General features: G+C 74.7%; 19 protein-coding genes and 1 pseudogene. 14 read left to right on the top strand and 6 right to left on the bottom strand.

The genetic code is table 11. From position 1 onward, the window contains the following. Positions 1-143 precede the first annotated feature (143 nt). Complete coding sequence (locus OU787_RS06690) at positions 144-2,588, top strand: endonuclease/exonuclease/phosphatase family protein (protein ID WP_442788430.1); 2,445 nt, start codon at positions 144-146, stop codon at positions 2,586-2,588. A 149-nt stretch (positions 2,589-2,737) separates the two neighbouring features. Beyond that, positions 2,738-4,396, top strand: coding sequence for an FAD-binding dehydrogenase (locus OU787_RS06685; RefSeq protein WP_268658829.1), 1,659 nt, complete (start codon positions 2,738-2,740; stop codon positions 4,394-4,396). A gap of 22 nt (positions 4,397-4,418) precedes the next feature. Here OU787_RS06685 and OU787_RS06680 read toward each other — a convergent pair whose 3' ends face one another. Beyond that, on the bottom strand, positions 4,419-4,922 hold the full coding sequence (locus OU787_RS06680; protein WP_030461516.1) for a DinB family protein: 504 nt from the start codon (positions 4,920-4,922) through the stop codon (positions 4,419-4,421). 139 nt (positions 4,923-5,061) lie between these two features. Here OU787_RS06680 and OU787_RS06675 point away from each other — a divergent pair, with 139 nt between their 5' ends. Next, positions 5,062-5,496 (top strand): SUKH-4 family immunity protein, encoded by a 435-nt coding sequence (locus OU787_RS06675; RefSeq protein WP_268658828.1) that lies wholly within the window; start codon positions 5,062-5,064, stop codon positions 5,494-5,496. 115 nt (positions 5,497-5,611) lie between these two features. On the opposite strand, the gene OU787_RS06670 is transcribed toward OU787_RS06675, so the two are convergent. Beyond that, positions 5,612-6,232, bottom strand: a complete 621-nt coding sequence (locus tag OU787_RS06670) for a DUF6461 domain-containing protein (protein WP_268658827.1) — start codon at positions 6,230-6,232, stop codon at positions 5,612-5,614. Positions 6,233-6,299: 67 nt separating this feature from the next. Between OU787_RS06670 and OU787_RS06665 the strand changes: the two genes are divergently transcribed. The 3 genes from OU787_RS06665 (at position 6,300) to OU787_RS06655 (ending at position 9,305) form a co-directional block, all read left to right on the top strand. Continuing rightward, positions 6,300-7,064, top strand: coding sequence for an aminotransferase class IV (locus OU787_RS06665; RefSeq protein WP_030461513.1), 765 nt, complete (start codon positions 6,300-6,302; stop codon positions 7,062-7,064). Positions 7,065-7,270: 206 nt separating this feature from the next. Further along, positions 7,271-8,887 (top strand): purple acid phosphatase family protein, encoded by a 1,617-nt coding sequence (locus tag OU787_RS06660; RefSeq protein ID WP_268658826.1) that lies wholly within the window; start codon positions 7,271-7,273, stop codon positions 8,885-8,887. Between the two features lie 85 nt (positions 8,888-8,972). Continuing rightward, entirely contained in the window at positions 8,973-9,305 is a 333-nt protein-coding gene (locus OU787_RS06655; protein WP_030461511.1) for a YnfA family protein, read from the top strand. A gap of 6 nt (positions 9,306-9,311) precedes the next feature. On the opposite strand, the gene OU787_RS06650 is transcribed toward OU787_RS06655, so the two are convergent. Next, positions 9,312-9,815 (bottom strand): hypothetical protein, encoded by a 504-nt coding sequence (locus OU787_RS06650; RefSeq protein WP_268658825.1) that lies wholly within the window; start codon positions 9,813-9,815, stop codon positions 9,312-9,314. Positions 9,816-10,160: 345 nt separating this feature from the next. Between OU787_RS06650 and OU787_RS06645 the strand changes: the two genes are divergently transcribed. Beyond that, the gene (locus OU787_RS06645) at positions 10,161-10,952 is read left to right on the top strand and encodes a DUF6215 domain-containing protein (protein ID WP_157852429.1); all 792 of its coding nucleotides are present in this window, start codon (positions 10,161-10,163) and stop codon (positions 10,950-10,952) included. Positions 10,953-11,031: 79 nt separating this feature from the next. Further along, positions 11,032-11,241, top strand: a complete 210-nt coding sequence (locus OU787_RS06640; RefSeq protein ID WP_268658824.1) for a hypothetical protein — start codon at positions 11,032-11,034, stop codon at positions 11,239-11,241. Positions 11,242-11,258: 17 nt separating this feature from the next. On the opposite strand, the gene OU787_RS06635 is transcribed toward OU787_RS06640, so the two are convergent. Continuing rightward, positions 11,259-12,470, bottom strand: a complete 1,212-nt coding sequence (locus OU787_RS06635; RefSeq protein WP_030461507.1) for a pyridoxal phosphate-dependent aminotransferase — start codon at positions 12,468-12,470, stop codon at positions 11,259-11,261. 99 nt (positions 12,471-12,569) lie between these two features. Between OU787_RS06635 and OU787_RS06630 the strand changes: the two are divergent. The 4 genes and pseudogenes from OU787_RS06630 to OU787_RS06615 all read left to right on the top strand — a co-directional run. Further along, positions 12,570-12,923, top strand: a pseudogene (locus OU787_RS06630) (winged helix-turn-helix transcriptional regulator); the annotation flags it as partial. Positions 12,924-13,055: 132 nt separating this feature from the next. Beyond that, positions 13,056-13,238, top strand: a complete 183-nt coding sequence (locus OU787_RS06625) for a hypothetical protein (RefSeq protein ID WP_030461505.1) — start codon at positions 13,056-13,058, stop codon at positions 13,236-13,238. A 225-nt stretch (positions 13,239-13,463) separates the two neighbouring features. After that, the gene (locus OU787_RS06620; protein ID WP_268658823.1) at positions 13,464-14,105 is read left to right on the top strand and encodes a dihydrofolate reductase family protein; all 642 of its coding nucleotides are present in this window, start codon (positions 13,464-13,466) and stop codon (positions 14,103-14,105) included. A gap of 142 nt (positions 14,106-14,247) precedes the next feature. Continuing rightward, positions 14,248-14,724 (top strand): hypothetical protein, encoded by a 477-nt coding sequence (locus OU787_RS06615; RefSeq protein WP_051817191.1) that lies wholly within the window; start codon positions 14,248-14,250, stop codon positions 14,722-14,724. Here the strand turns inward: OU787_RS06615 and OU787_RS06610 are convergent. Next, entirely contained in the window at positions 14,711-15,631 is a 921-nt protein-coding gene (locus tag OU787_RS06610; RefSeq protein ID WP_268658822.1) for a UTP--glucose-1-phosphate uridylyltransferase, read from the bottom strand. The two genes, OU787_RS06615 and OU787_RS06610, sit on opposite strands and share 14 nt — an antisense overlap. 193 nt (positions 15,632-15,824) lie before the next feature. Here OU787_RS06610 and OU787_RS06605 point away from each other — a divergent pair, with 193 nt between their 5' ends. Then, a complete protein-coding gene (locus OU787_RS06605; RefSeq protein WP_030461501.1) occupies positions 15,825-16,370 on the top strand; it encodes a sigma-70 family RNA polymerase sigma factor in 546 nt (181 codons plus the stop codon). Positions 16,371-16,377: 7 nt separating this feature from the next. Here the strand turns inward: OU787_RS06605 and OU787_RS06600 are convergent, their stop codons facing one another. Beyond that, positions 16,378-18,468, bottom strand: coding sequence for an MMPL family transporter (locus OU787_RS06600; protein WP_268658821.1), 2,091 nt, complete (start codon positions 18,466-18,468; stop codon positions 16,378-16,380). Between the two features lie 76 nt (positions 18,469-18,544). Here OU787_RS06600 and OU787_RS06595 point away from each other — a divergent pair, with 76 nt between their 5' ends. Then, a complete protein-coding gene (locus OU787_RS06595; protein WP_030461499.1) occupies positions 18,545-19,516 on the top strand; it encodes a MerR family transcriptional regulator in 972 nt (323 codons plus the stop codon). Positions 19,517-19,637: the final 121 nt, after the last annotated feature.

Below are 19,637 nucleotides of genomic sequence, written 5' to 3'. Positions count from 1 at the left end.
CCGGATCTACGCGAGTAGCCCGACAGGGCCCGTCCGGACGCCCGGACCGGCCCTGGCCGACAGCCTTCTGACGAACCCTCACCACCCGGAGCGCCCCGGCGGCGCCCCGGGCTTCGGTCCTGCCGTGAAGGAGCCCCGCAACGGTGCCCAGCCCCACTCCCGTCCGCCGTTCCCGCCGCACCCTGCTGCGCGTCACCGCGACGGCCGCGGTCGCCGCGTCCGTGCTGGCCGTCCCGCTGCCGGGCGCGTCCGCCGCGCCGTCCACCGGCGCGGTGATCGCCGAGGTGTACGGCGGCGGCGGCAACTCCGGCGCAACGCTGAAGAACGACTTCATCGAGCTGGGCAACCCGTCCGGCGCGGCCTTCGGCCTGGCCGGCTACAGCGTGCAGTACCTGCCCGGCAGCCCGAGCGCCTCCAGCCAGTGGGGCGTCACCCCGCTGACCGGCTCGGTCGCCCCCGGCGGCCGCTACCTGGTCGCCGAGGCCGCGGGCACCGGCGGCGCCGCCGCCCTGCCCGCCGCCGACGCCAGCGGCAACCTGGCGCTGTCGGCCACCAGCGGCACCGTCGCCCTGGTCAACGGCACCGACGCGCTGACCTGCAAGACCGCCGCCGACTGCGCCGCCGACCCGCGGATCGTCGACCTGGTCGGCTTCGGCACCGCCGTGGTCCGCGAGGGCAGCGGCCCGGCCGCGGGCGCGTCCAACACCGCCTCGGTGGCGCGCGGCGCCGCGCTCGCCGACACCGACGACAACGCCAAGGACCTCACGGTCGGCGACCCGACGCCCACCAACACCAAGGGCGAGACCACCGGCGGCAGCACCACCCCCGGCGGCGGCGACGGCGGCACCACCCCGCCGGTGCCCGGCGCGCTGCGGATCCACGACATCCAGGGCACCACCCGGACCTCGCCGAAGAACGGACAGACCGTCACCAACGTGCCGGGCGTCGTCACCGGCGTGCGCGGGTACGGCACCAAGGGCTTCTGGATCCAGGACCCGAACCCGGACAACGACCCGGCCACCAGCGAGGGCGTGTTCGTCTACACCTCCGCCGCCCCGACCGTGAAGGTCGGCGACTCGGTGCTGGTCACCGCCAAGGTCAGCGAGTACTACCCGAACAGCTCCGGCGGCTCGCAGTCGATCACCGAACTGACCGGCGCGAAGACCACCGTGCTCTCCTCCGGCAACCCGGTGCCCGCGCCGGTCGTGCTGGACGGCGCGAACATCCCGGCCGCCTACGCCCCCGACGCGGCCGGCGGCTCGATAGACGGCCTGCCGCTGGACCCGTCGAAGTACGCCCTCGACCTCTACGAGTCGCTGGAGGGCATGAACGTCCAGGTCGCCGACGTGCCGGTGGTGCAGGCCACCGACAAGTACAACGAGCTGTGGGTGGACGCCGGTTCGGCCGACCCGCGGACCGGCCGCGGCGGCGTGGTCTACCTCGGCTACGACAAGCCCAACAGCGGCCGGATCATGGTCCAGTCGCTGCCGCCGCTGACCGAGACGCCGTTCCCGGTCGCCAACGTCGGCGACCAGCTGACCGGCGCCACCGCCGGCCCGCTCGACTACAACCAGTTCGGCGGTTACACCATCGCCGCCAACACCCTGGGCACCGTCCGGGACAACGGCCTGCGGCGCGAGGTCGCCGACCGGGCGCTGCCCAGCGAACTCTCCATCGCCACCTACAACGTGGAGAACCTCGACCCGAGCGACGGCCCGGCCAAGTTCGCCGAGCTCGCCCAGGCCGTCGTCACCAACCTGCGCTCGCCCGACATCATCGCCCTGGAGGAGATCCAGGACGACAACGGCGCCGTCAACGACGGCACCGTGGACGCCTCGCTCACCGTCAAGACCTTCACCGACGCGATCAAGGCGGCCGGCGGCCCGTCCTACGACTGGCGCTCCATCGACCCGGTGGACGGCAAGGACGGCGGCGAGCCCGGCGGCAACATCCGCCAGGTGTTCCTGTTCAACCCCGACCGGGTCTCCTTCACCGACATCCCCGGCGGCACCTCCACCACCGCCGTGGACGTCACCGGCACCGGCAAGCGCACCGCGCTGACCGCCTCGCCCGGCCGGATCGCCCCGAACGACGAAGCCTGGAACTCCAGCCGCAAGCCGCTGGTCGGCCAGTTCAGCTTCCACAACAAGCCGGTCTTCGTGATCGCCAACCACTTCAACAGCAAGGGCGGCGACCAGGGCATCGACAGCCGCTTCCAGGCCCCGACCCGCTCCTCCGAGGTGCAGCGCGTCAAGCAGGCCACCCTGGAGCAGGCGTTCGTCGCCAAGCTGGAGGCCGCCGACCCGGACGCCCGGATCGTCTCGCTCGGCGACTTCAACGACTACCAGTTCTCGCCCGCGCTGCAGACCCTCACCAAGGACGGCGTGCTGCGCGACCTGGTGAACGACCTGCCCGAGGCGGAGCGCTACTCGTACGTCTACCAGGGCAACTCGCAGGTCCTCGACCACATCCTGGTCAGCGACGCGTTCAAGCGGCAGCACGTCCGCTACGACGTGGTGCACATCAACAGCGAGTTCGCCGCCCAGGCGTCCGACCACGACCCGCAGGTGGTCCGGGTCAAGCCCTGACGGCCCGCCGCTCCCGGCAGCCCCCGCCCGGCCGGGCGGGGGCTGCCGCCTCTTCGCCGCGCCCCGGAAGTTACCGGCGGGTTGACCGCGGGGCGCGCAGGCCGGAGGATCATGGCACCCCCGAGCCAGGTCTGGAAGGACGGCCCCGCATGGCCCACGACGCCGACGTCATCGTGATCGGAGCGGGCCTCGCCGGCCTGGCCGCCACCGCCGAACTCGCCGACGCCGGACGGAAGGTGCTGCTGCTCGACCAGGAGCCCGCCGGCTCGCTCGGCGGACAGGCGCACTGGTCGTTCGGCGGCCTGTTCCTGGTCGACTCGCCCGAGCAGCGCCGGATGCGGATCAAGGACTCCCGCGACCTCGCCTGGCAGGACTGGCTCGGCACCGCCGGGTTCGACCGCGAGGAGGACGCCTGGGCGCGCCGCTGGGCCGAGGCGTACGTCGACTTCGCGGCCGGCGAGAAGCGCGCCTGGCTGCACGCCCAGGGCGTCCGGCTGTTCCCGGTGGTCGGCTGGGCCGAGCGCGGCGGACTGCTCGCCTCCGGCCCCGGCAACTCCGTGCCGCGCTTCCACATCACCTGGGGCACCGGCCCCGGCCTCGTCGAGCCCTTCGCCCGCCGGGTCCGCGAGGCGGTCAGGGCCGGACTGGTCGAACTGCGCCCCCGGCACCGGGTCACCGGCCTCGCCGCCAGCGCCGGGACGCTCGACACCGTCAGCGGCGAGGTGCTCGCCCCGTCCGCCGTGCAGCGCGGCGAGGCCAGCTCCCGCGAGGTCGCCGGGCACTTCGAACTGCGCGCCCAGGCCGTGGTCGTGGCCTCCGGCGGCATCGGCGGCAACCACGACAAGGTCCGCGCCGCCTGGCCCGAGCGGCTCGGCACCCCGCCCGCCAAGCTGCTCTCCGGCGTCCCCGCGCACGTCGACGGCCTGATGCTGGACGTCGCGGGCGAGGCCGGCGGCCACCTGGTCAACGGCGACCGGATGTGGCACTACACCGAGGGCATCGAGAACTGGAACCCGATCTGGGCCAGGCACGGCATCCGGATCCTGCCCGGCCCGTCCTCGCTCTGGCTCGACGCCACCGGCAAGCGGCTGCCCGTCCCGCTGTTCCCCGGCTTCGACACCCTCGGCACCCTCGAACACATCATGCGCACCGGCCACCAGCACACCTGGTTCGTGCTCACCCAGAAGATCATCGAGAAGGAGTTCGCGCTCTCCGGCTCCGAGCAGAACCCCGACCTCACCGGCCGCTCGATCCGCCAGGTCCTCGGCCGCGCCCTGCCCGGCGCCACCGGCCCGGTCGAGGCGTTCAAGCAGCACGGGCCGGACTTCGTGGTCGCCGACACGCTGGAGGAACTCGTCCGCGGCATGAACGAGCGGCAGGGCGACGCGCCCGCCATCGACGGCGCCGACCTGCGCCGCGAGATCGAGGCCCGCGACCGCGAGATCGCCAACCCGTTCAGCAAGGACCTCCAGGTCACCGCCATCCACGGCGCCCGCCGCTACCTCGGCGACAAGCTGATCCGCACCGCGAGCCCGCACCGGCTGCTCGACCCCAAGGCCGGCCCGCTGATCGCCGTCCGGCTCAACATCCTCACCCGCAAGTCCCTCGGCGGCCTGCAGACCGACCTCGACTCCCGCGTCCTGCGCGCCGACGGCACCGTCCTGGACGGCCTCTACGCGGCCGGCGAGGCGGCCGGCTTCGGCGGCGGCGGCGTCCACGGCTACCGCTCCCTGGAGGGCACCTTCCTCGGCGGCTGCCTCTTCTCCGGCCGGGCGGCCGGCCGGGCCGCGGCCGCCGCCACCGCGTAGCCGGGCCGCCCGGCCGGGCTCGTCACCGCCCGGTGGTGCCGTCGAGCTGCTCGCGCAGGATGTCGGCGTGGCCCGCGTGCCGGGCCGTCTCACCGGTCATGTGCGCCAGCACCCAGCGCAGCGAACGGGGTTCGCCGCGCACCACCGGGGCCGCGGTCGGGGCGTCCGGGCCGCCGGCGGCGCGGATGGCGGCGTCGCTGTCCGCGCAGGCCCGCCGGTAGTCGGCCAGCACCCGTTCGGCCGGGACGTCCGCCGGGACGGCCATGCCGAAGTCGACGTCCTCGTACTCGGCCAGGCCCGCCAGGTGGTAGCCGAACCAGTACCGCTCGGACGCCGTCAGGTGCTGCACCAGCCCCAGCAGGTTCGTCCCGGTCGGCACCAGGACGCGGCGCAGCTGCTCCTCCGCCAGCCCCTCGGTCTTCTTCACCACGCACTCCCGGGCGAAGGCCAGGAAGGCGAGTGCGATGTCGAGTTCACCGCCGTCGGCGAGGGGCACGGGGCGGCGCTGCGTTTCGAAGGTCGTCATGCCCACGAACCTAACCGTCCCGGCCCCCGGGGCGCACCGGGTTTCGGCGGTCGAGCGGATGAGCGGCGCGGCCTGGTGTCGGGTGCGTCGGGTACAACGGGTGCGGCGCGCGAGGCGCCGGAGCGGACGGAGGGGCGCGGTGGGCGGGATCGGGCGGGCGGTCGAGGTGTTGGACGTGCACTTGGCGGTGGGGGCCGCCGAGGGGTTCGGGCTGGTGGGGGCGGTCGCGCCGATCGGCGGGGCCGGGCGGGAGCGGGAGGGCGCGCGCTGGGTCGGTGACGACTACGGGACGAACCTGTGGGTGGAGGACGGGTCCGGCGCGGTGGTCTCGGCGATGCCGGGAGTGGTGGAGCGCCGGTTCGTCAACTCGGGGTTCGACCGGTTCACCGCGTGCCTGGACCTGTTCGGCCGCTGGGTCGCGGTGATGGAGGCCGGAGGCGAGCCGGAGCCGCCGGACGAGGACGAGGTGGACGCGCTGGCCCGGGGGCTGGCGTCGGTGGACGGGGCCGCCTTGGAGGGCCCGGACCACTGGTGGAGCCTGGTGATCGAGCAGATCCGGGACGGGCTGATCTGACGGGACGCCGGGGGGCACGCTCCGGTGGCTGCGGAGCGGGTTCCCCGCCGCGAAGGCCACCCGGGGCTTCGACCACGGCGCGACGGCGCGGGGGCGGACCGGGTGGCGGGTGCCCTTACCGTCCCATTCGGGGCGCGGGCAGGGCTCCGCACCGGAAGGACAGTCCGCGGAGCAGCGCGGGGGTCAGCCGGACGCCGGTGAGTACCTCCGCGAGGGCGAACGCCGCGCTCGCCGTGCGGGGGGTGGCGGCGGGTGTCGGGCTGTCGAGGTCGAAGCCCATGTGTCGCAGTGCGGCGGTGATCTCCTGCGGGCTGCGGCCCAGCCGGTTCCCTGAAGCGGCCGGATCCAGCAGCACGAGGGGAGCGGAGTCCACGTAGGCGAGGAACGTGTCGACGTCGCCCTCGCTGCGGTGGTGCGCCACCCACTCGGTTCCGGACGAACCCGGCTCCGCGGCTTCTTCGAGGACGCCCAGAGACCCGTCGGGCTCGACCATCAGCGCCCACGACCCGAGGTCGGCGATGCCGGCGAACCGCAGGCCGTCCGGGCCGGTGCGCCGGGCGGTCGCCGCCTGCTCGACCAGGGCGTCGACTCCGACCGCGTCCGTTCCGGCGCTGCCGCCGAGGCGCCGGAACAGTTCCTCCGGGGACAGGTCCTTCACCAGAGTGAGGCAGTAGGAGGCGGCCAGCGCAGGGAAGTCCCGGTGGAACCACAGGTAGTCGGACGAAGTCGGGTGCATGGCAGTGAGGATGCCGCATCCGGCCCGGGTGATCGTCGAGAATGGGGGCGTGAGCGGAGGAGTCGCGGTGGCGGAGTTGGACGGGCGGCCGGTGTCGGCGGGGCAGTTGCAGGTGTTGGCGCTGACGAACTACGGGCACTTCACCACGATGGTGGTGGAGGACGGGCGGGTGCGGGGGCTGGGGTTGCACCTGGAGCGGCTGGAGCGGGACTGCGCGGCGCTGTTCGGGGTGGTGCCGGACCGGGAGCGGGTGCGGGAGTTCGCCCGGCGGGCGGTGCCGGGGGCGGGGGTGGTGGCGGTGCGGGTGACGCTGTTCGATCCGGCGATCGACCTGGGGAGCATCGGGGGGAAGGCGGAGCCGAGGGTGCTGGTGACGGCGCGTCCGGTGGGCAGCGGGGTGCCGGGGCCGATCCGGGTGCGGACGGTGCGGTTCGAGCGGGAGCTGCCGGAGGTGAAGAGCGTGGCGCTGTTCGGGGCGCTGCGGCAGCGGCGGCTGGCGCAGCAGGCGGGGTTCGACGACGCACTGTTCGTGGACCGGGACGGCGGGGTGACCGAGGGCGGGACGTGGAACGTCGGGTTCCTGCGCGGGGACGGGGTGGTGTGGCCGCGCGGGGCGTACCTGGCGGGGACGGCGATGGCGCTGCTGCGCGGGGTGTGCGGGGGCGCGGAGGAGCGGGTGGGGCCGGAACTGGCGGGGGTGGAGGCGGTGTTCGCCACCAACGCGGCGGTCGGGGTGCGGCCGGTGGCGGCGGTGGACGGGCGGGTGTTCGACACGGCGGGGGTGGCGCGGCTGCGGGAGGCGTACCTGGCGGTGCCGGGGGAGCGGTTGTAGCGGGACGGGGCCGGAGGGTCGGGGTCGAGACGGGGCAGGGCAGGCGGGGAGTTGGGGCGGGACGGTGCGTTAGGGCAGGTGGGGCCGGCCGCGGGGGCGGTTTTACCATCCCATGGTCTGATCATGTGCTGGGCTAGACCGACACGATGACGGTCGTTCACCGACCATCCGGGCGGCGGCCACCGGCCGCTGACAGTCTCCCGCGCATGGATATCCCCAACATGGGCGTGCCCGCCCAGCTCGCCGCCCGCATGAGCATGGCGGAGCAGCACGAGTACCTGCGCAGCAAGCTGTCCCGCCGCACCCTGCTGCGCTCCAGCGCGGTCACGGTCGGCGCGCTGGCCGTCGGCGGGGCGATGGGTTCCGGCACGGCGTTCGCCGACCAGCCCGTGAAGTCCGCCACCGACGGGGTGACCGGTTCGCTGGTCGCGCCGATCGGCCGCCACCTGCAGTTCGGCGCCGACGCCGGCACCCAGATGCGGGTGTCCTGGCAGGTGCCGGCCGCGGTGAAGAAGCCGTTCCTGCGCTTCGGCCGCCACCCCTGGGACCTGAGCGGCAAGATCGAGGCCGAGGTGCGCGCGCTGCACACCCCGGCGCTGGTCGACGGCGCCACCCCGGTCGACCAGTACTACCTGCACGTGTCGCTGGACCACCTGCAGCCGGGCACCACCTACTACTACGGCGTCGGCCACGAGGGCTTCGACCCGGCCTCGCAGCAGGCCGTCTCGACCCTGAAGACCTTCACCACCGCGCCGTCCCGGCACGGCCGGCACAACCGCCCGTTCGAGCCGTTCACCTTCACCGCCTTCGGCGACCAGGGCGTCTCGACCCACGCGGCCGGCAACGACAACGTGATCCTGGCGCAGGACCCGGTGTTCCACCTGCACGCCGGCGACATCTGCTACGCCGACCCGATGGGCCAGGGCCTGGACAGCGACAAGTCCGCGTTCAACGCGCTGACCTGGGACGCCTTCCTGGCGCAGACCGAGCCGGTCTCCGCCGAGATCCCGTGGATGGTCTCCTACGGCAACCACGACATGGAGGCCTGGTACTCGCACAACGGGTACGGCGGCGACGACGCCCGCTTCACCCTGCCGGGCAACGGCCCGGACCCGCGCAAGGCCCCCGGCGTCTACTCCTTCACCTACGGCAACGTCGGCGTGATCTCGCTGGACGCCAACGACGTCTCGTACGAGATCCCGGTCAACTTCGGCCTCACCAACGGCCGGCAGACCCAGTGGCTGGAGCGCACCCTGCGCGAGCTGCGGGCCGACGAGTCGATCGACTTCGTGGTGGTCTTCTTCCACCACTGCGCCTTCTCCACCACCCACCAGCACGCGTCCGAGGGCGGTGTCCGGGAGGCCTGGGTGCCGCTGTTCGAGAAGTACCGGGTGGACCTGGTCGTCAACGGCCACAACCACGTGTACGAGCGCACCGACGCGATCCTCGGCAACAAGGTCAGCAAGGCGGTGCCGAGCGGCGCGACGGTCGACCCGGTCAAGGACGGCGTGGTCTACGTGACCGCGGGCGCGGCCGGCCGCAGCCTGTACTACTTCGACGCCCCCGACACCTACGAGGGCCACGAGAACCACCAGGACGAGGTGGTCACCTTCCACTTCGAGAAGGGCGCCGTGAAGGTCCCCGAGACCGTCCAGTGGTCGCGGGTCCGCTACACCGGCTACTCCTTCATCAAGGTGGACGTCACCCCGGCGCACCGCGGCGCGAACACCACCATGAAGGTGACCGCGCTGGCCGAGAACGGCACCCAGATCGACCACTACTCGATCGTCCGCCGCGCGGGCCGCAGCGAGCACGGCCACTGACGCCGGGGCGGCGCCCGCCCCGGACCAGGTGCTGTCAGGTCCGGGGCGGGCACCCTCCAAGGTGGGCGCCGTCTAGGGTGGGGCGGTGAGCACCGCCCGTTCGATCCTGCTGTTCGCGCTGGCCGCCGTCCTGGAGATCGGCGGCTGCTGGCTGGTCTGGCAGTCCGTCCGCGAGTCCCGCCCGTGGTGGCTGGCCGGGCTCGGCGTGGTCGCGCTGGGCCTGTACGGCTTCACCGCGGCCCTCCAGCCGGACGCGAACTTCGGCCGGGTGCTGGCCGCGTACGGCGGCGTGTTCGTGGCCGGGTCGCTGCTGTGGGGCGTCCTCCTGGACGGGTTCCGCCCCACCCGCTGGGACGTGCTCGGCGCGCTGGTCTGCCTGGCCGGCGTCGGCGTGATCATGTACGGGCCGCGCCGGTAGGGAGCCTCAGGAAGCGATCCAGCGCCAGCCGTTCTTGTCCACGCAGACGATGGTCCGGCCGGAGGCGTCGGTGCCCGAGACGCCGTGGTCGGAGGCCCGGCAGTACTGGCCCGCCTTGTAGCAGTTGCCCGCGTTGGACAGCGGGTGGCAGCCCGCCGCCTGCTGGGTGTGCGTCGGCTCGGCGGGCGGCTTGCTGGTGGTGCGCGCCGCGGTGGGTGTGGTGGCGGCGGGCTTGGTGGTGGCGGTCTTCGGCGCCTGGGTGGTCGCCGCGGCGTTCGGCTCCGGCGTCGCTTCGGGCGTCTGCGCGGGCTCCGGTGTCGGCGTCGGGGTCGGGGTCGGCGTGGGCGTGGGCGTGGGGGAGGGGCTCGGTGCGGGGGCGCTGCTGCTGTGCGACGGTGCGACGGACGCGGGCGCGACCTGGTCGGTCGGCTCGCAGGCGGTGGCGAACAGCGCGGCGGCCAGCAGCGCGCCGGCCGCCGAGGCCCGGCGCAGGCGGAGGGAGAGGGACAAGAGGACTCATCTCGGAGGGACGGCTCGGGACGGGACGCCATCCTTCCGAGTGTGTGCGACCGGTGGACTTCGAGTGATGGCTTCGTTACCGATCGGCAATCGGAACGCCGCGCAGCACCCCCTCGCCGCGGACCCGGACGTGCCGCCCCGGGTCCGCCCGCCCTCCCGCGACCGGCCCCAGCGCCTCCGGAGTCCCCAGTGGCGCAAGCGACTTGACGGCCCGTGCCCGGGCCGGGCCGGCACCCCGGGGAGCCGGCCGTCGAGGGTGAGTCCGCGGCGCCGGCCTCCCAGGTGGGAAAGCCCGGTGCGAGTTCGAACGGAAGTGCTACATTCGCCGGGCTTCAGATGGGGAGGATCATGCGGGACTACGTGGCGGGGGTCGGCCGGACGATCGCGGTGCGCGCGGTGGTGGGGGTGTTCGTCCTGGCGGGCGGGCTGTTCTGGCACTCGGTGCAGGACTCGGGCGGACGGGCGGACGGGGCGCGGGCCGAGGACGGCGGGCCCGCCGTGTGCCGCCCGATCCAGGAGGGCGAGCCGGCCGGCTACCCGGCGATGTGCGCCGCGCTGAACCGCCCCGGCCTGGCGGAGCTGGTCGGCGCTCCGGGCGAGCGCGTGGTGTCCGCCGGGGTCGGCTCCTACTCGCCGTGGGAGACCGGGGCGGCGCAGGTGCAGGTCGGCAAGGTGAAGGCCGCGGTGTCCGAGAGCCGCACCGTCCCGTACGACCTGCTGCTGGACAGTGCCCGGGTGAGCGCCCGCGAGGTGGCGCCGGTGGCCGGGCGGCCCGCGGTCGCCTACGCGGAGCAGCTGCACTGGATGACCATCAACCTCGGGACCGGCGGCTCGGGTCCGGGCTCGGGCTCGGGTTCCGGCCGGGCCGCCGCGCCCCAGGGCGACCCCGGCACGGCGTACCACCTGGTGGTCGCCCGGAACGCGGACGGCAGCGGCGGCTCCCTCGAAGTCTCCCTGTGGCGGGAGGACGGCGGTTTCGCGGACAGCAACCTGCTGCCCGCGCTGGCCGAGAAGCTGATGGCCGACCTGGACGGCTGGAACGCGCCCCCGCTCCCGGCCGAGCCGGGACAGCCGACCCGCCCGCCCCGGCCGTCCCCGTCCCCGTTCCGGCCGTTCGGCGGGCGCTGAGGCCGCCGAGCCGGCGCGCGAGGCGGGACACGTGCTGGGTTCGACCGGTTCCGAGGGGAAGACCGTGACAGGGCGACGAGTGACGCGGCAGATCAGGTGGGAGAAGGTCCAGTTGGCGTGGGCGGTGCTCGGTCTGTGCAGTCTGCTGGCCGTGGGCGTGTGGGGCGCTGATCACGAGAGCCCGACGTTCGGCGGGCGGGGGAGCGACTCGCCCGCCGCCGAGCCGGGTGAGTCGCTCCGGCCGACCCCGCCCTGGGCCTCGTTCCAGCCGTTCTCGGGTGACCGCTGAGCCGTCCGGGCCTCGCGCTACTGGCGGTAGGTGGCCAGGAAGCGGCCGATCCGGTTGATCGCGGTCTCCAGTTCGTCGGCGCGCGGGAGGGTGACGAAGCGGAAGTGGTCGGGGCGGGGCCAGTTGAAGCCGGTGCCCTGGACGATGTGGATCTTCTCGCGGAGCAGCAGGTCGAGGACGAAGCGCTCGTCGTCGACGATCCGGTGCACGGCGGGGTCGAGCTTGGCGAAGGCGTACAGGGCGCCCTTGGGCTTGACGCAGGAGACGCCGGGGATCTCGTTCAGGGCGCGCCAGGTGACGTCGCGCTGTTCGGTGAGCCGGCCGTTGGGCAGCACCAGGTCGTTGATGGACTGCCGGCCGCCGAGCGCGGCCTGCACGGCGTACTGGGCGGGCACGTTGGGGCACAGCCGCATCGCGGCCAGCATGGTGAGGCCCTCCAGGTAGTCCTTGGCGTGCTCCTTGGGGCCGGAGACCACCAGCCAGCCGCTGCGGAAGCCGGCCACCCGGTACGCCTTGGACAGGCCGTTGAAGGTGAGGGTGACCACGTCGTCGGCGAGGGCGGCCAGGCAGTGGTGCTCGGCGCCGTCGTAGAGGATCTTGTCGTAGATCTCGTCGGCGAAGACCAGCAGGTGGTGGCGGCGGGCCAGGTCGAGGATGCCCTCCAGCAGTTCCTTCGGGTAGACCGCGCCGGTCGGGTTGTTCGGGTTGATCACCACGATGGCCTTGGTGCGGTGGGTGATCTTGGCGGCGATGTCGTCCAGGTCCGGGTACCAGTCGGACTCCTCGTCGCACAGGTAGTGCACCGCCTTGCCGCCGGCGAACCGCACCACGGCCGTCCACAGCGGGAAGTCCGGCGCCGGGACGAGCACCTCGTCGCCGTCGTCCACCAGCGCCTGGACGGCCATCTGGATCAGCTCGGAGGCGCCGTTGCCCAGGTAGACGTCGTCCACGCCGACGCCCGGGACGCCGCGCTGCTGGTAGTACTGCACGACGGCGCGGCGGGCGGGGAGGATGCCGCGGGCGTCGGAGTAGCCGTGCGCGTTGGGCAGGTTGCGGATGATGTCCTGGAGGATCTCCTCCGGGGCCTCGAAGCCGAACGGGGCCGGGTTGCCGGTGTTCAGGCGCAGCACGCTGTGGCCGGCCTCCTCCAGCGCGTTGGCGGTGTCGACGACCGGGCCCCGGATCTCGTAGCACACGTCCTTCAGCTTGCTGGACTGGCGAAACTCCATCAGCGGCCTCCCGACCCGTCACCGAGCCCCTGCGGCCGGCTTGCTTCGTTCTACCAAGTGAGCACTTGGAAAGTCCAACCTATTGGCTATGCTGACGGCATGCCACGCCGAAGCTACGACCAGTACTGCGCCGTCGCCCGCGCCCTGGACGCGGTCGGGGAGCGCTGGAGCCTCCTGATCGTCCGTGAACTCCTCGGCGGACCGCGCCGCTACACCGACCTGCACGCCGACCTGCCCGGCGTCTCCACCGACATCCTCGCCACCCGGCTCAAGCAGCTGGAGGGCGAGGGCCTGGTCGAGCGCCGCCGCCTGGAGCGCCCCGCCAACGCCACCGTCTACGAACTCACCCCCCGCGGCGCCGACCTGCGCCCCGTCGTCGAGGCGCTCGCCCGCTGGGGCGGCCCCGACCTGGGCGAACCGCGGCCCACCGACGCCGTCCGCACGCACTGGTACACCGCCGCCGACTCCTGAACCCCCGTACCGACGCCAACTCCTGAGCCCGCCTTGAGGCTTGACGAACCCTTTGCCGGGTAACCTGACGTCATCCGGGCCTTCCCGGGCTCGGAGACGGACGGGGGTCCCACCATGCCGCGCCTGCTCGCACTCGCCGCCTCGGCCGCCCGCGCGGTCACCCGCCCGTTCCGGTCCGAGCGCCGGGCGTACGACCACGCCGAGGCCCACCGCGCCGAGGCCGACCGCGCCGCGGCGGTCTCCCGCCACCACCGCTCCGCCAACCACAGCTGGACGGGCGGCGGCCCGGCCCAGTAGGCGGTCCCGTTCGGAACTCCCGTTCGCCGGTGCGGCGCGGCAGCTGCGGCGGCAGGTCACCCGTCTTCGACCGCGGGGCCCACCGGTGCGTCGTCCCGGGACGGTACGTGCCGGCGCACCCCGCCGACACGTGTCGGGAGAGACCGTGCCCGCGGTTGACAGCCCCGGGTCGTAGGCTCGTTGCGACCGCTTGGAGACCGCGAGCACTTGCCGAAGGTGGACCGCATGGCCAAAGTCCGCGTGCACAACTTCCACATCTCCCTGGACGGCTACAGCGCAGGCGAGACGATCACTCTCGACGCGCCGATCGGGGGCGCCGAGAGGCTGTTCGGGTACTTCGACGGGCGGTTCATCCACGGGGTGGACGCCGTGGACGCGCCGATCACCCTCGATCACGCACTCACGAGCACCTGGGGCCAGGGGATCGGGGCCGAGATCATGGGCCGGGGCAAGTTCGGTCCGCAGACCGGCGAGTGGACCGACGACGACTGGCGGGGCTGGTGGGGCGACGAGCCCCCCTTCCGCACGCCCGTGGTGGTGCTCACCCATCACCGGCGCGACCCGGTCTCCTTCGACAACGGCACGAGCTTCCACTTCCTCGACGCCACGCCCGAAGAAGCCCTCGCACGCGCCCGGGAGCTCGCCGGCGGCCTGGACGTCCGCATCGGCGGCGGCCCCTCCACGGTCCGGCAGTTCCTGGCGGCCGACCTCGTCGACTTCATGCACCTGGTCACCGTGCCCGTCACCCTGGGCGCCGGGGTGTCGATGTGGGACGGGCTCGCCGAGGTCCAGGACCGCTTCACCGTCGAGTCGGCGACCTCGGCGAGCGGCCTCACCCACCACTTCTGGAACCGGACCAGGGGCTAGGCCCGCCGACGGGCCCTCGGCGCAGCACCACCATCCCGCCCGTGCCCGGCCCCGGCCCCGTGCCCGGCCCCGGGCGCGTCCGGGCGCCGACGGCGGGTGCTGTCGGCGGGCGCTGTCGGCGGGGCGTGCTTGGCTGGGCGCCATGACCGCCTCCCCGGGTATCTGGATCACCGCCGTCCCGCCGTTCGGCGCGGAGGACGTCGGCGTGCTGCTCTCCGTCGACACCGCCTCCGCCGACCCCGGCGAACGGGCCGTCAACGGGCTGCTCGGCTACGGCCACGAGGGCGAGGAGGGCGTCTGCTACCTCCTCCCGGACGACCTCGCCGCCCGCTACGCCCGCACCGGCGACCGCCTCGCCGTCACCCTGGTCACCGCCCGCGCCGTCCTCACCCGCTGCTTCGCCGAACAGCCCGCCCTGCTGGCCGAGTTCCCCGGCGACGACGAGTGGGTCCCGCTGCTGCGCCGCGAGCTCGCCACCGACTTCGCCCCCGCCGAGCAGGACGGCGAACTCCAGGCCGTCCTGCTCATCGACCACACCGGCCCGGCCGCCTCGCTGGACGCCCTGCTGGCCGGCTTCGAAGCGGGCGACTGCGGCATCGCGGTACTCAACGCCCGGTAGCGCCAAGGGAGTCGGCCCCGCCGCGCTCCCCGGCCAGCCGCCGGAGGGCGGGCCCGTACTCGGGGTGCGCCAGGGCGTGGGCGAACTGCGCGATCAGGTACGCCCCGGGGTTGCCGGTGTCGTACCAGCGGCCCTCGATGACCTGGCCGTACACGGCGCGCCGGGCGGCGTACGCGTTGAGCGCGTCGGTCAGGTACAGCTCGCCGACCGGGTCCTCCTGGTGGCGGCGGTACTGCTCGCGCAGCTCGTCCACCACGCCGGGCGTCAGCACGTAGCCGCCGATCGCGGCGTACTGCGAGGGCGCGTCGGCGGGCTCCGGCTTCTCCACCAGGCCGGTGATCCGCAGCGACCCGTCGCCGAGGTCCTCCTTCACCACGGGCACGCCGTACCGCCGGGAGTCCTCCGGGCCCATCGGCATCAGCGCCAGCACCGGGGCGTTGGTCCGCTCGTACGCGGCGACCAGCTGCCGGGCGCGCGGCACCGCCGCGACGAACACGTCGTCGGGCCACAGCACCAGGAACGGCTCGTCGCCGAAGTTCCGGGCGGCGTTCAGCACCGGGGTGCCGTTGCCGTACGGGCCGTGCTGGTACAGGTAGGTGAGGTGGCCGCGGCGGGACAGCTCGCCGACCTCCTCCACCGCGTCGGCGTAGCCGGACTTCCCGGCGGCGCGCAGCTGGGCGACCAGCGCCGGATTGGGCCGGAAGTGCTCCTGGATCAGCGACTTGTCGCCGGAGACGACGACCGTGATGTCGGTGATCCCGGAGTCGATCAGCTCGCGGACGGTGTGCTCGATCACCGGCCGGTCGCCGACCGGCAGCATCTCCTTCGGGGTGGCCTTGGTGAGCGGGAGGAGCCGGGAACCGAGCCCGGCAGCGGGGATCACGGCCCGGCGGATGGTGGCGCGCATGCGGGTCCCTTCCAGTGCAACCGACGGCAACTCTTTCCTCACGCATGGTAGTTGGCGGGCCGCCCGGCACGCCGCCCGCACGGCGCGGTGGGTTCCGGGCGCGGACGGGACGGATCCGGCCGCGGCCGTCGGCTGAAACGTTGCACGAACGCTGCGGGTGGCGTCCGGGGGCGGGGCGGACGACCTTGGCGGGGTGACGGTCGAGACGTGCGGCGGTGAGCTGGTGGCCCGGGTGGCCCGGGGGGAGCCGGGGGCCTTCGAGGTGCTGTACCGGCAGCTGCTGGGCCCGGTGGGGGCGGTGGTGCGGCGGGTGCTGCGGGACCGGGCGCAGAGCGAGGAAGTCGTCCAGGAGGTGTTCCTGGAGCTGTGGCGCACCGCCGGGCGCTACCGCCCCGAGCGCGGCAGCGTGCACGCCTGGGCGCTGACCGCCGCCCACCACCGCGCCGTCGACCGGGTCCGCGCCGCCCGGGCCGGCGCCGAGCGGGAGCGGGCGGCCGCCCTGCGCGAGTACCGCCCGGCGTACGACAGCGTCGCTGCCGAGGCCGAACGCCGGATCGAGGACCGGGCCGTCCGCACCGCCCTGGCCGCCCTCGCCCCCGCCCAGCGCGAGGCCCTCGCCCTCGCCTACTGGGGCGGCTGCACCCAGACGCGGATCGCCGCGCTGCTGGGTGCGCCGCTGGGGACGGTGAAGAGCCGGGTCCGGGACGGGCTGCGGCGGCTGCGCACCGAGCTCGGCTGACGTGGCGTCAGTCCGCCGCGCGGGCCGGCCACCAGACCCGGCCGCCCAGGTCGTGCACCAGGGCCGGGACGAGCAGCGAGCGGACCAGCAGGGTGTCCAGCAGGACGCCGAAGGCCACGATGAAGGCGATCTGGGCGAGGAAGGCCAGCGGGATGACGCCCAGCGCCGCGAAGGTCGCGGCGAGGACCGCGCCCGCGGAGGTGATGACGCCGCCGGTCGCGGTGAGGCCGCGCAGCACGCCCGCCCGGGTGCCGAGGGCGGCGGTCTCCTCGCGGACCCGGGTCATCAGGAAGATGTTGTAGTCCACGCCCAGCGCGACCAGGAACACGAACCCGTACAGCGGGACGGACGGGTCGGTCGCCGAGAAGCCGAACACGTGCGGGAAGACCAGCGCCGAGACGCCCAGCGTGGCCAGGTAGGAGAGCGCGACCGTCGCCGCCAGCAGCAGCGGCGCCAGCACCGAGCGCAGCAGCAGCATCAGCACCGCCAGGATGCACAGCAGCACCACCGGCATGATCAGCGTCCGGTCGTCCCGGGCGGTGGCCCGGGTGTCGGCCTGCTGCGCCGAGTAGCCGCCGACCAGCGCGTCTGCCCCGTCCACGGCGTGCACGGCGGTGCGCAGCCGGCCGACGGCGGCGAGGGCGGCGTCGCTGTCGGCGGGGTCGGCGAGCGTCGCGTCGAGCCGGACCCGGCCGTCGGCGACCACCGGTGGGGCGGTGGGCGCGCCGCCGGTGTACGGGCGGACCGCGGCGACGCCGGGCACCCGCGCGGCGGCGGCCGCCACGGCGTCCGCGTGCGCGGCGTCGGCGACGATCACCGCCGGGTTGCCGGAGCCGCCCGGGAAGTGCGCGGAGAGCAGGCGCTGGGCGGCGACCGAGGGCTGGGCGGTGGTGAACAGCTCGGACTGCGGCACGCCCCGGGCGTCCAGCAGCGGGGAGCAGGCCGCGAGTGCCGCCAGCACCGCGACCGAGCCCACCCACAGCGCGCGCGGACGGCGGCCCACCAGGTCGGCGACCCGCTGCCAGAGCCGGTTCGAGCCGCCGCCGGTGCCGGGCCGGGCCGGCCAGAACGCGGCCCGGCCGCACAGCGCGAGCGCCGCCGGGAGGAAGGTCAGCGCGGACAGCACCGCGCAGGCGATGCCGATCGCGCCGACCGGGCCGAGCGCCCGGTTGTTCGTCAGGTCGGAGAGCAGCAGCACCAGCAGGCCCAGGCCCACGGTGAGGCCCGAGGCGGCGACCGGCTCCACCGAGCGGCGCAGCGCGGTGCGGGCGGCGGCGAACCGGTCCTGCCCGGCGGCGAGTTCCTCGCGGAACCGGGCGGACAGCAGCAGCCCGTAGTCGGTGGCCGCGCCGATCACCAGGATCGACAGCAGCCCCTGCACCTGCCCGTCCACCCGGACCACGCCGTGCTGCGCCAGCGCGTACACGATCGCGCAGGCCGCGGCGAGGGCGAACACCGCGCCGAGGATCACCAGCAGCGGCAGCAGCACCGCCCGGTACACCAGCAGCAGGATCAGCAGCACCACGCCGAGCGCCACCCCGAGCAGCAGGCCGTCGATGCCGGCGAACGCCCCCGACAGGTCGGCCAGCACCGCCGCGGGCCCGGCCACCCCGGCGGTGGCGCCCGGGACCTTCCCGGCCTCGTCGCGGATGGCCGCGACCGCCTCCTTGGTGTCCGGCCCGAGGTCGGCGCGCAGCTGCACGACCGCCTCCAGCGCCCGCCCGTCCTCGGACGGCAGCAGCGGCGAGACCTGCCCGGTGCCGCCGGGCACCTGCGCGGCCGCGGCCAGCGCCTGGCCCGCCCCGGCCCGCAGCGCGTCGTCCACCTGCCCGGACTCCGCCTCCCAGACCAGCACCACCGGCAGCGTCGATTCGGTGCGGAAGTCCTTCTCCAGCCGGGCGACCCGGGTCGACTCGGCGCTGCGCGGCAGGAACGCGGCCCCGTCGTTGGTCGACACCTCGCCCAGCCGCCCGGCGAACGGCCCGAGCGCGCCGCCGAGCACCAGCCAGACCAGCAGGAGGACGAGCGGGAGCAGGAACCGCAGGCGGCGGGCCGCGGTCGGGCGCGGTGCGGGGGAGGGCGGTGCGGAAGTCGACATGGCCGCGAGAATATCTCAATGATTGAGAGATTTGCGCTACGGGGCCCCGCCCCCGGGCAGGGCCTAGGCTGACGGGATGTCAGAACTGCCGCCCGAGGCGGGCGCCAGCACCGGGGCGGTCGCCCGGCGGCTCGGGGTCTCGCCGACCACCGTCCGCTCCTGGGAACGCCGCTACGGGATCGGCCCGGCCGAGCGCCCGGCCGGCCGGCACCGGCGCTGGACCGCCCGCGACGTGGCCGTGCTGGAGGCGATGTGCCGCCTCACCGCGCACGGGGTGCCACCCGCCGAGGCCGCCCGGCTGGCCCCCGCGCAGGTCGAACAGGCCGAACAGGCCGAGCAGGCCGAACGGGGCGAGCGGGCGGTGCCGGTCGAACGGGCGGCGCCGCCGGGCGCGGTGCCTCCCGAGGTGCGCGGGCTGGCCCGGGCCGCGCGGCGGCTGGACGGACCCGAGGTGGCCCGGCTGCTGCGGGACGGGATCGAACGGTTCGGCGCCGTCACCGCCTGGACGGACCTGATGGCGCCCGCGCTGCGCGCCGCCGGACGCCGCTGGGCCCGCGACGGCGGCGAGCAGGACGTCGAGGTTGAGCACCTGCTGTCCTGGCACGTCTCCAGCGCGCTGCGCCGGGTCGCGGTGCCCCCGGCGGGCGCGGCCGGGCCGCCGGTGCTGCTGGCCGCGATGCCCGGCGAGCAGCACACCCTGCCGGTGGAGGCGGTGGCCGCGGCGCTCGCCGAACGCGGCCTGCCGTTCCGGGTCTTCGGCGCCGCACTGCCCGCGGCGGCCCTCGCCGCCGCCGTCCGCCGCACCGGCCCCGCCGCCGTCCTGCTCTGGTCGCAGACCCGCGCCACCGCCGACCCCGTCCCCGCCCGTGCCGTCGCCACCACCCCCTGGGGCCCCCGCGGCGCCCGCCTCCGCCCCACCGTCCTCGCCGCCGGCCCCGGCTGGCACCGCACCACCCGCCCGCCCGGCACCCTGGCCCCCCGCGACCTCCCGGACACCCTCACCCTGCTGGCCCGGGCCCTGGACGCGGACGGGCCGGACGGCCGGTGAGCGCGGAGGCCGTCCTCCCGGCCGAGCACGCTCCAGGCCGGGCGCGCTCCCGCCCCCGACGCGTTCCCCGCCCGGGGCCTCCGGGCTTCCGGGCCTCCGGGCCTCGGGGCCGCAGAGGCCC

The sequence above is a fragment of the Kitasatospora sp. YST-16 genome (assembly GCF_026802215.1).
Taxonomy (GTDB): Bacteria; Actinomycetota; Actinomycetes; order Streptomycetales; family Streptomycetaceae; genus Kitasatospora; species Kitasatospora cineracea.
This window is presented reverse-complemented; position numbering and strand designations above follow the sequence as displayed.

Bases quoted from the DNA above. Each gene is read 5' to 3' on its own strand.
- OU787_RS06685 (WP_268658829.1), top strand. From the start codon at position 2,738: ATGGCCCACGACGCCGACGTCATCGTGATCGGAGCGGGCCTCGCCGGC.
- OU787_RS06635 (WP_030461507.1), bottom strand. From the start codon at position 12,470: ATGGAGTTTCGCCAGTCCAGCAAGCTGAAGGACGTGTGCTACGAGATC.
- OU787_RS06610 (WP_268658822.1), bottom strand. From the start codon at position 15,631: ATGCGCGCCACCATCCGCCGGGCCGTGATCCCCGCTGCCGGGCTCGGT.
- OU787_RS06660 (WP_268658826.1), top strand. From the start codon at position 7,271: ATGGATATCCCCAACATGGGCGTGCCCGCCCAGCTCGCCGCCCGCATG.
- OU787_RS06600 (WP_268658821.1), bottom strand. From the start codon at position 18,468: ATGTCGACTTCCGCACCGCCCTCCCCCGCACCGCGCCCGACCGCGGCC.
- OU787_RS06645 (WP_157852429.1), top strand. From the start codon at position 10,161: ATGGGGAGGATCATGCGGGACTACGTGGCGGGGGTCGGCCGGACGATC.
- OU787_RS06625 (WP_030461505.1), top strand. From the start codon at position 13,056: ATGCCGCGCCTGCTCGCACTCGCCGCCTCGGCCGCCCGCGCGGTCACC.
- OU787_RS06670 (WP_268658827.1), bottom strand. From the start codon at position 6,232: ATGCACCCGACTTCGTCCGACTACCTGTGGTTCCACCGGGACTTCCCT.
- OU787_RS06595 (WP_030461499.1), top strand. From the start codon at position 18,545: ATGTCAGAACTGCCGCCCGAGGCGGGCGCCAGCACCGGGGCGGTCGCC.
- OU787_RS06680 (WP_030461516.1), bottom strand. From the start codon at position 4,922: ATGACGACCTTCGAAACGCAGCGCCGCCCCGTGCCCCTCGCCGACGGC.
- OU787_RS06620 (WP_268658823.1), top strand. From the start codon at position 13,464: ATGGCCAAAGTCCGCGTGCACAACTTCCACATCTCCCTGGACGGCTAC.
- OU787_RS06615 (WP_051817191.1), top strand. From the start codon at position 14,248: ATGACCGCCTCCCCGGGTATCTGGATCACCGCCGTCCCGCCGTTCGGC.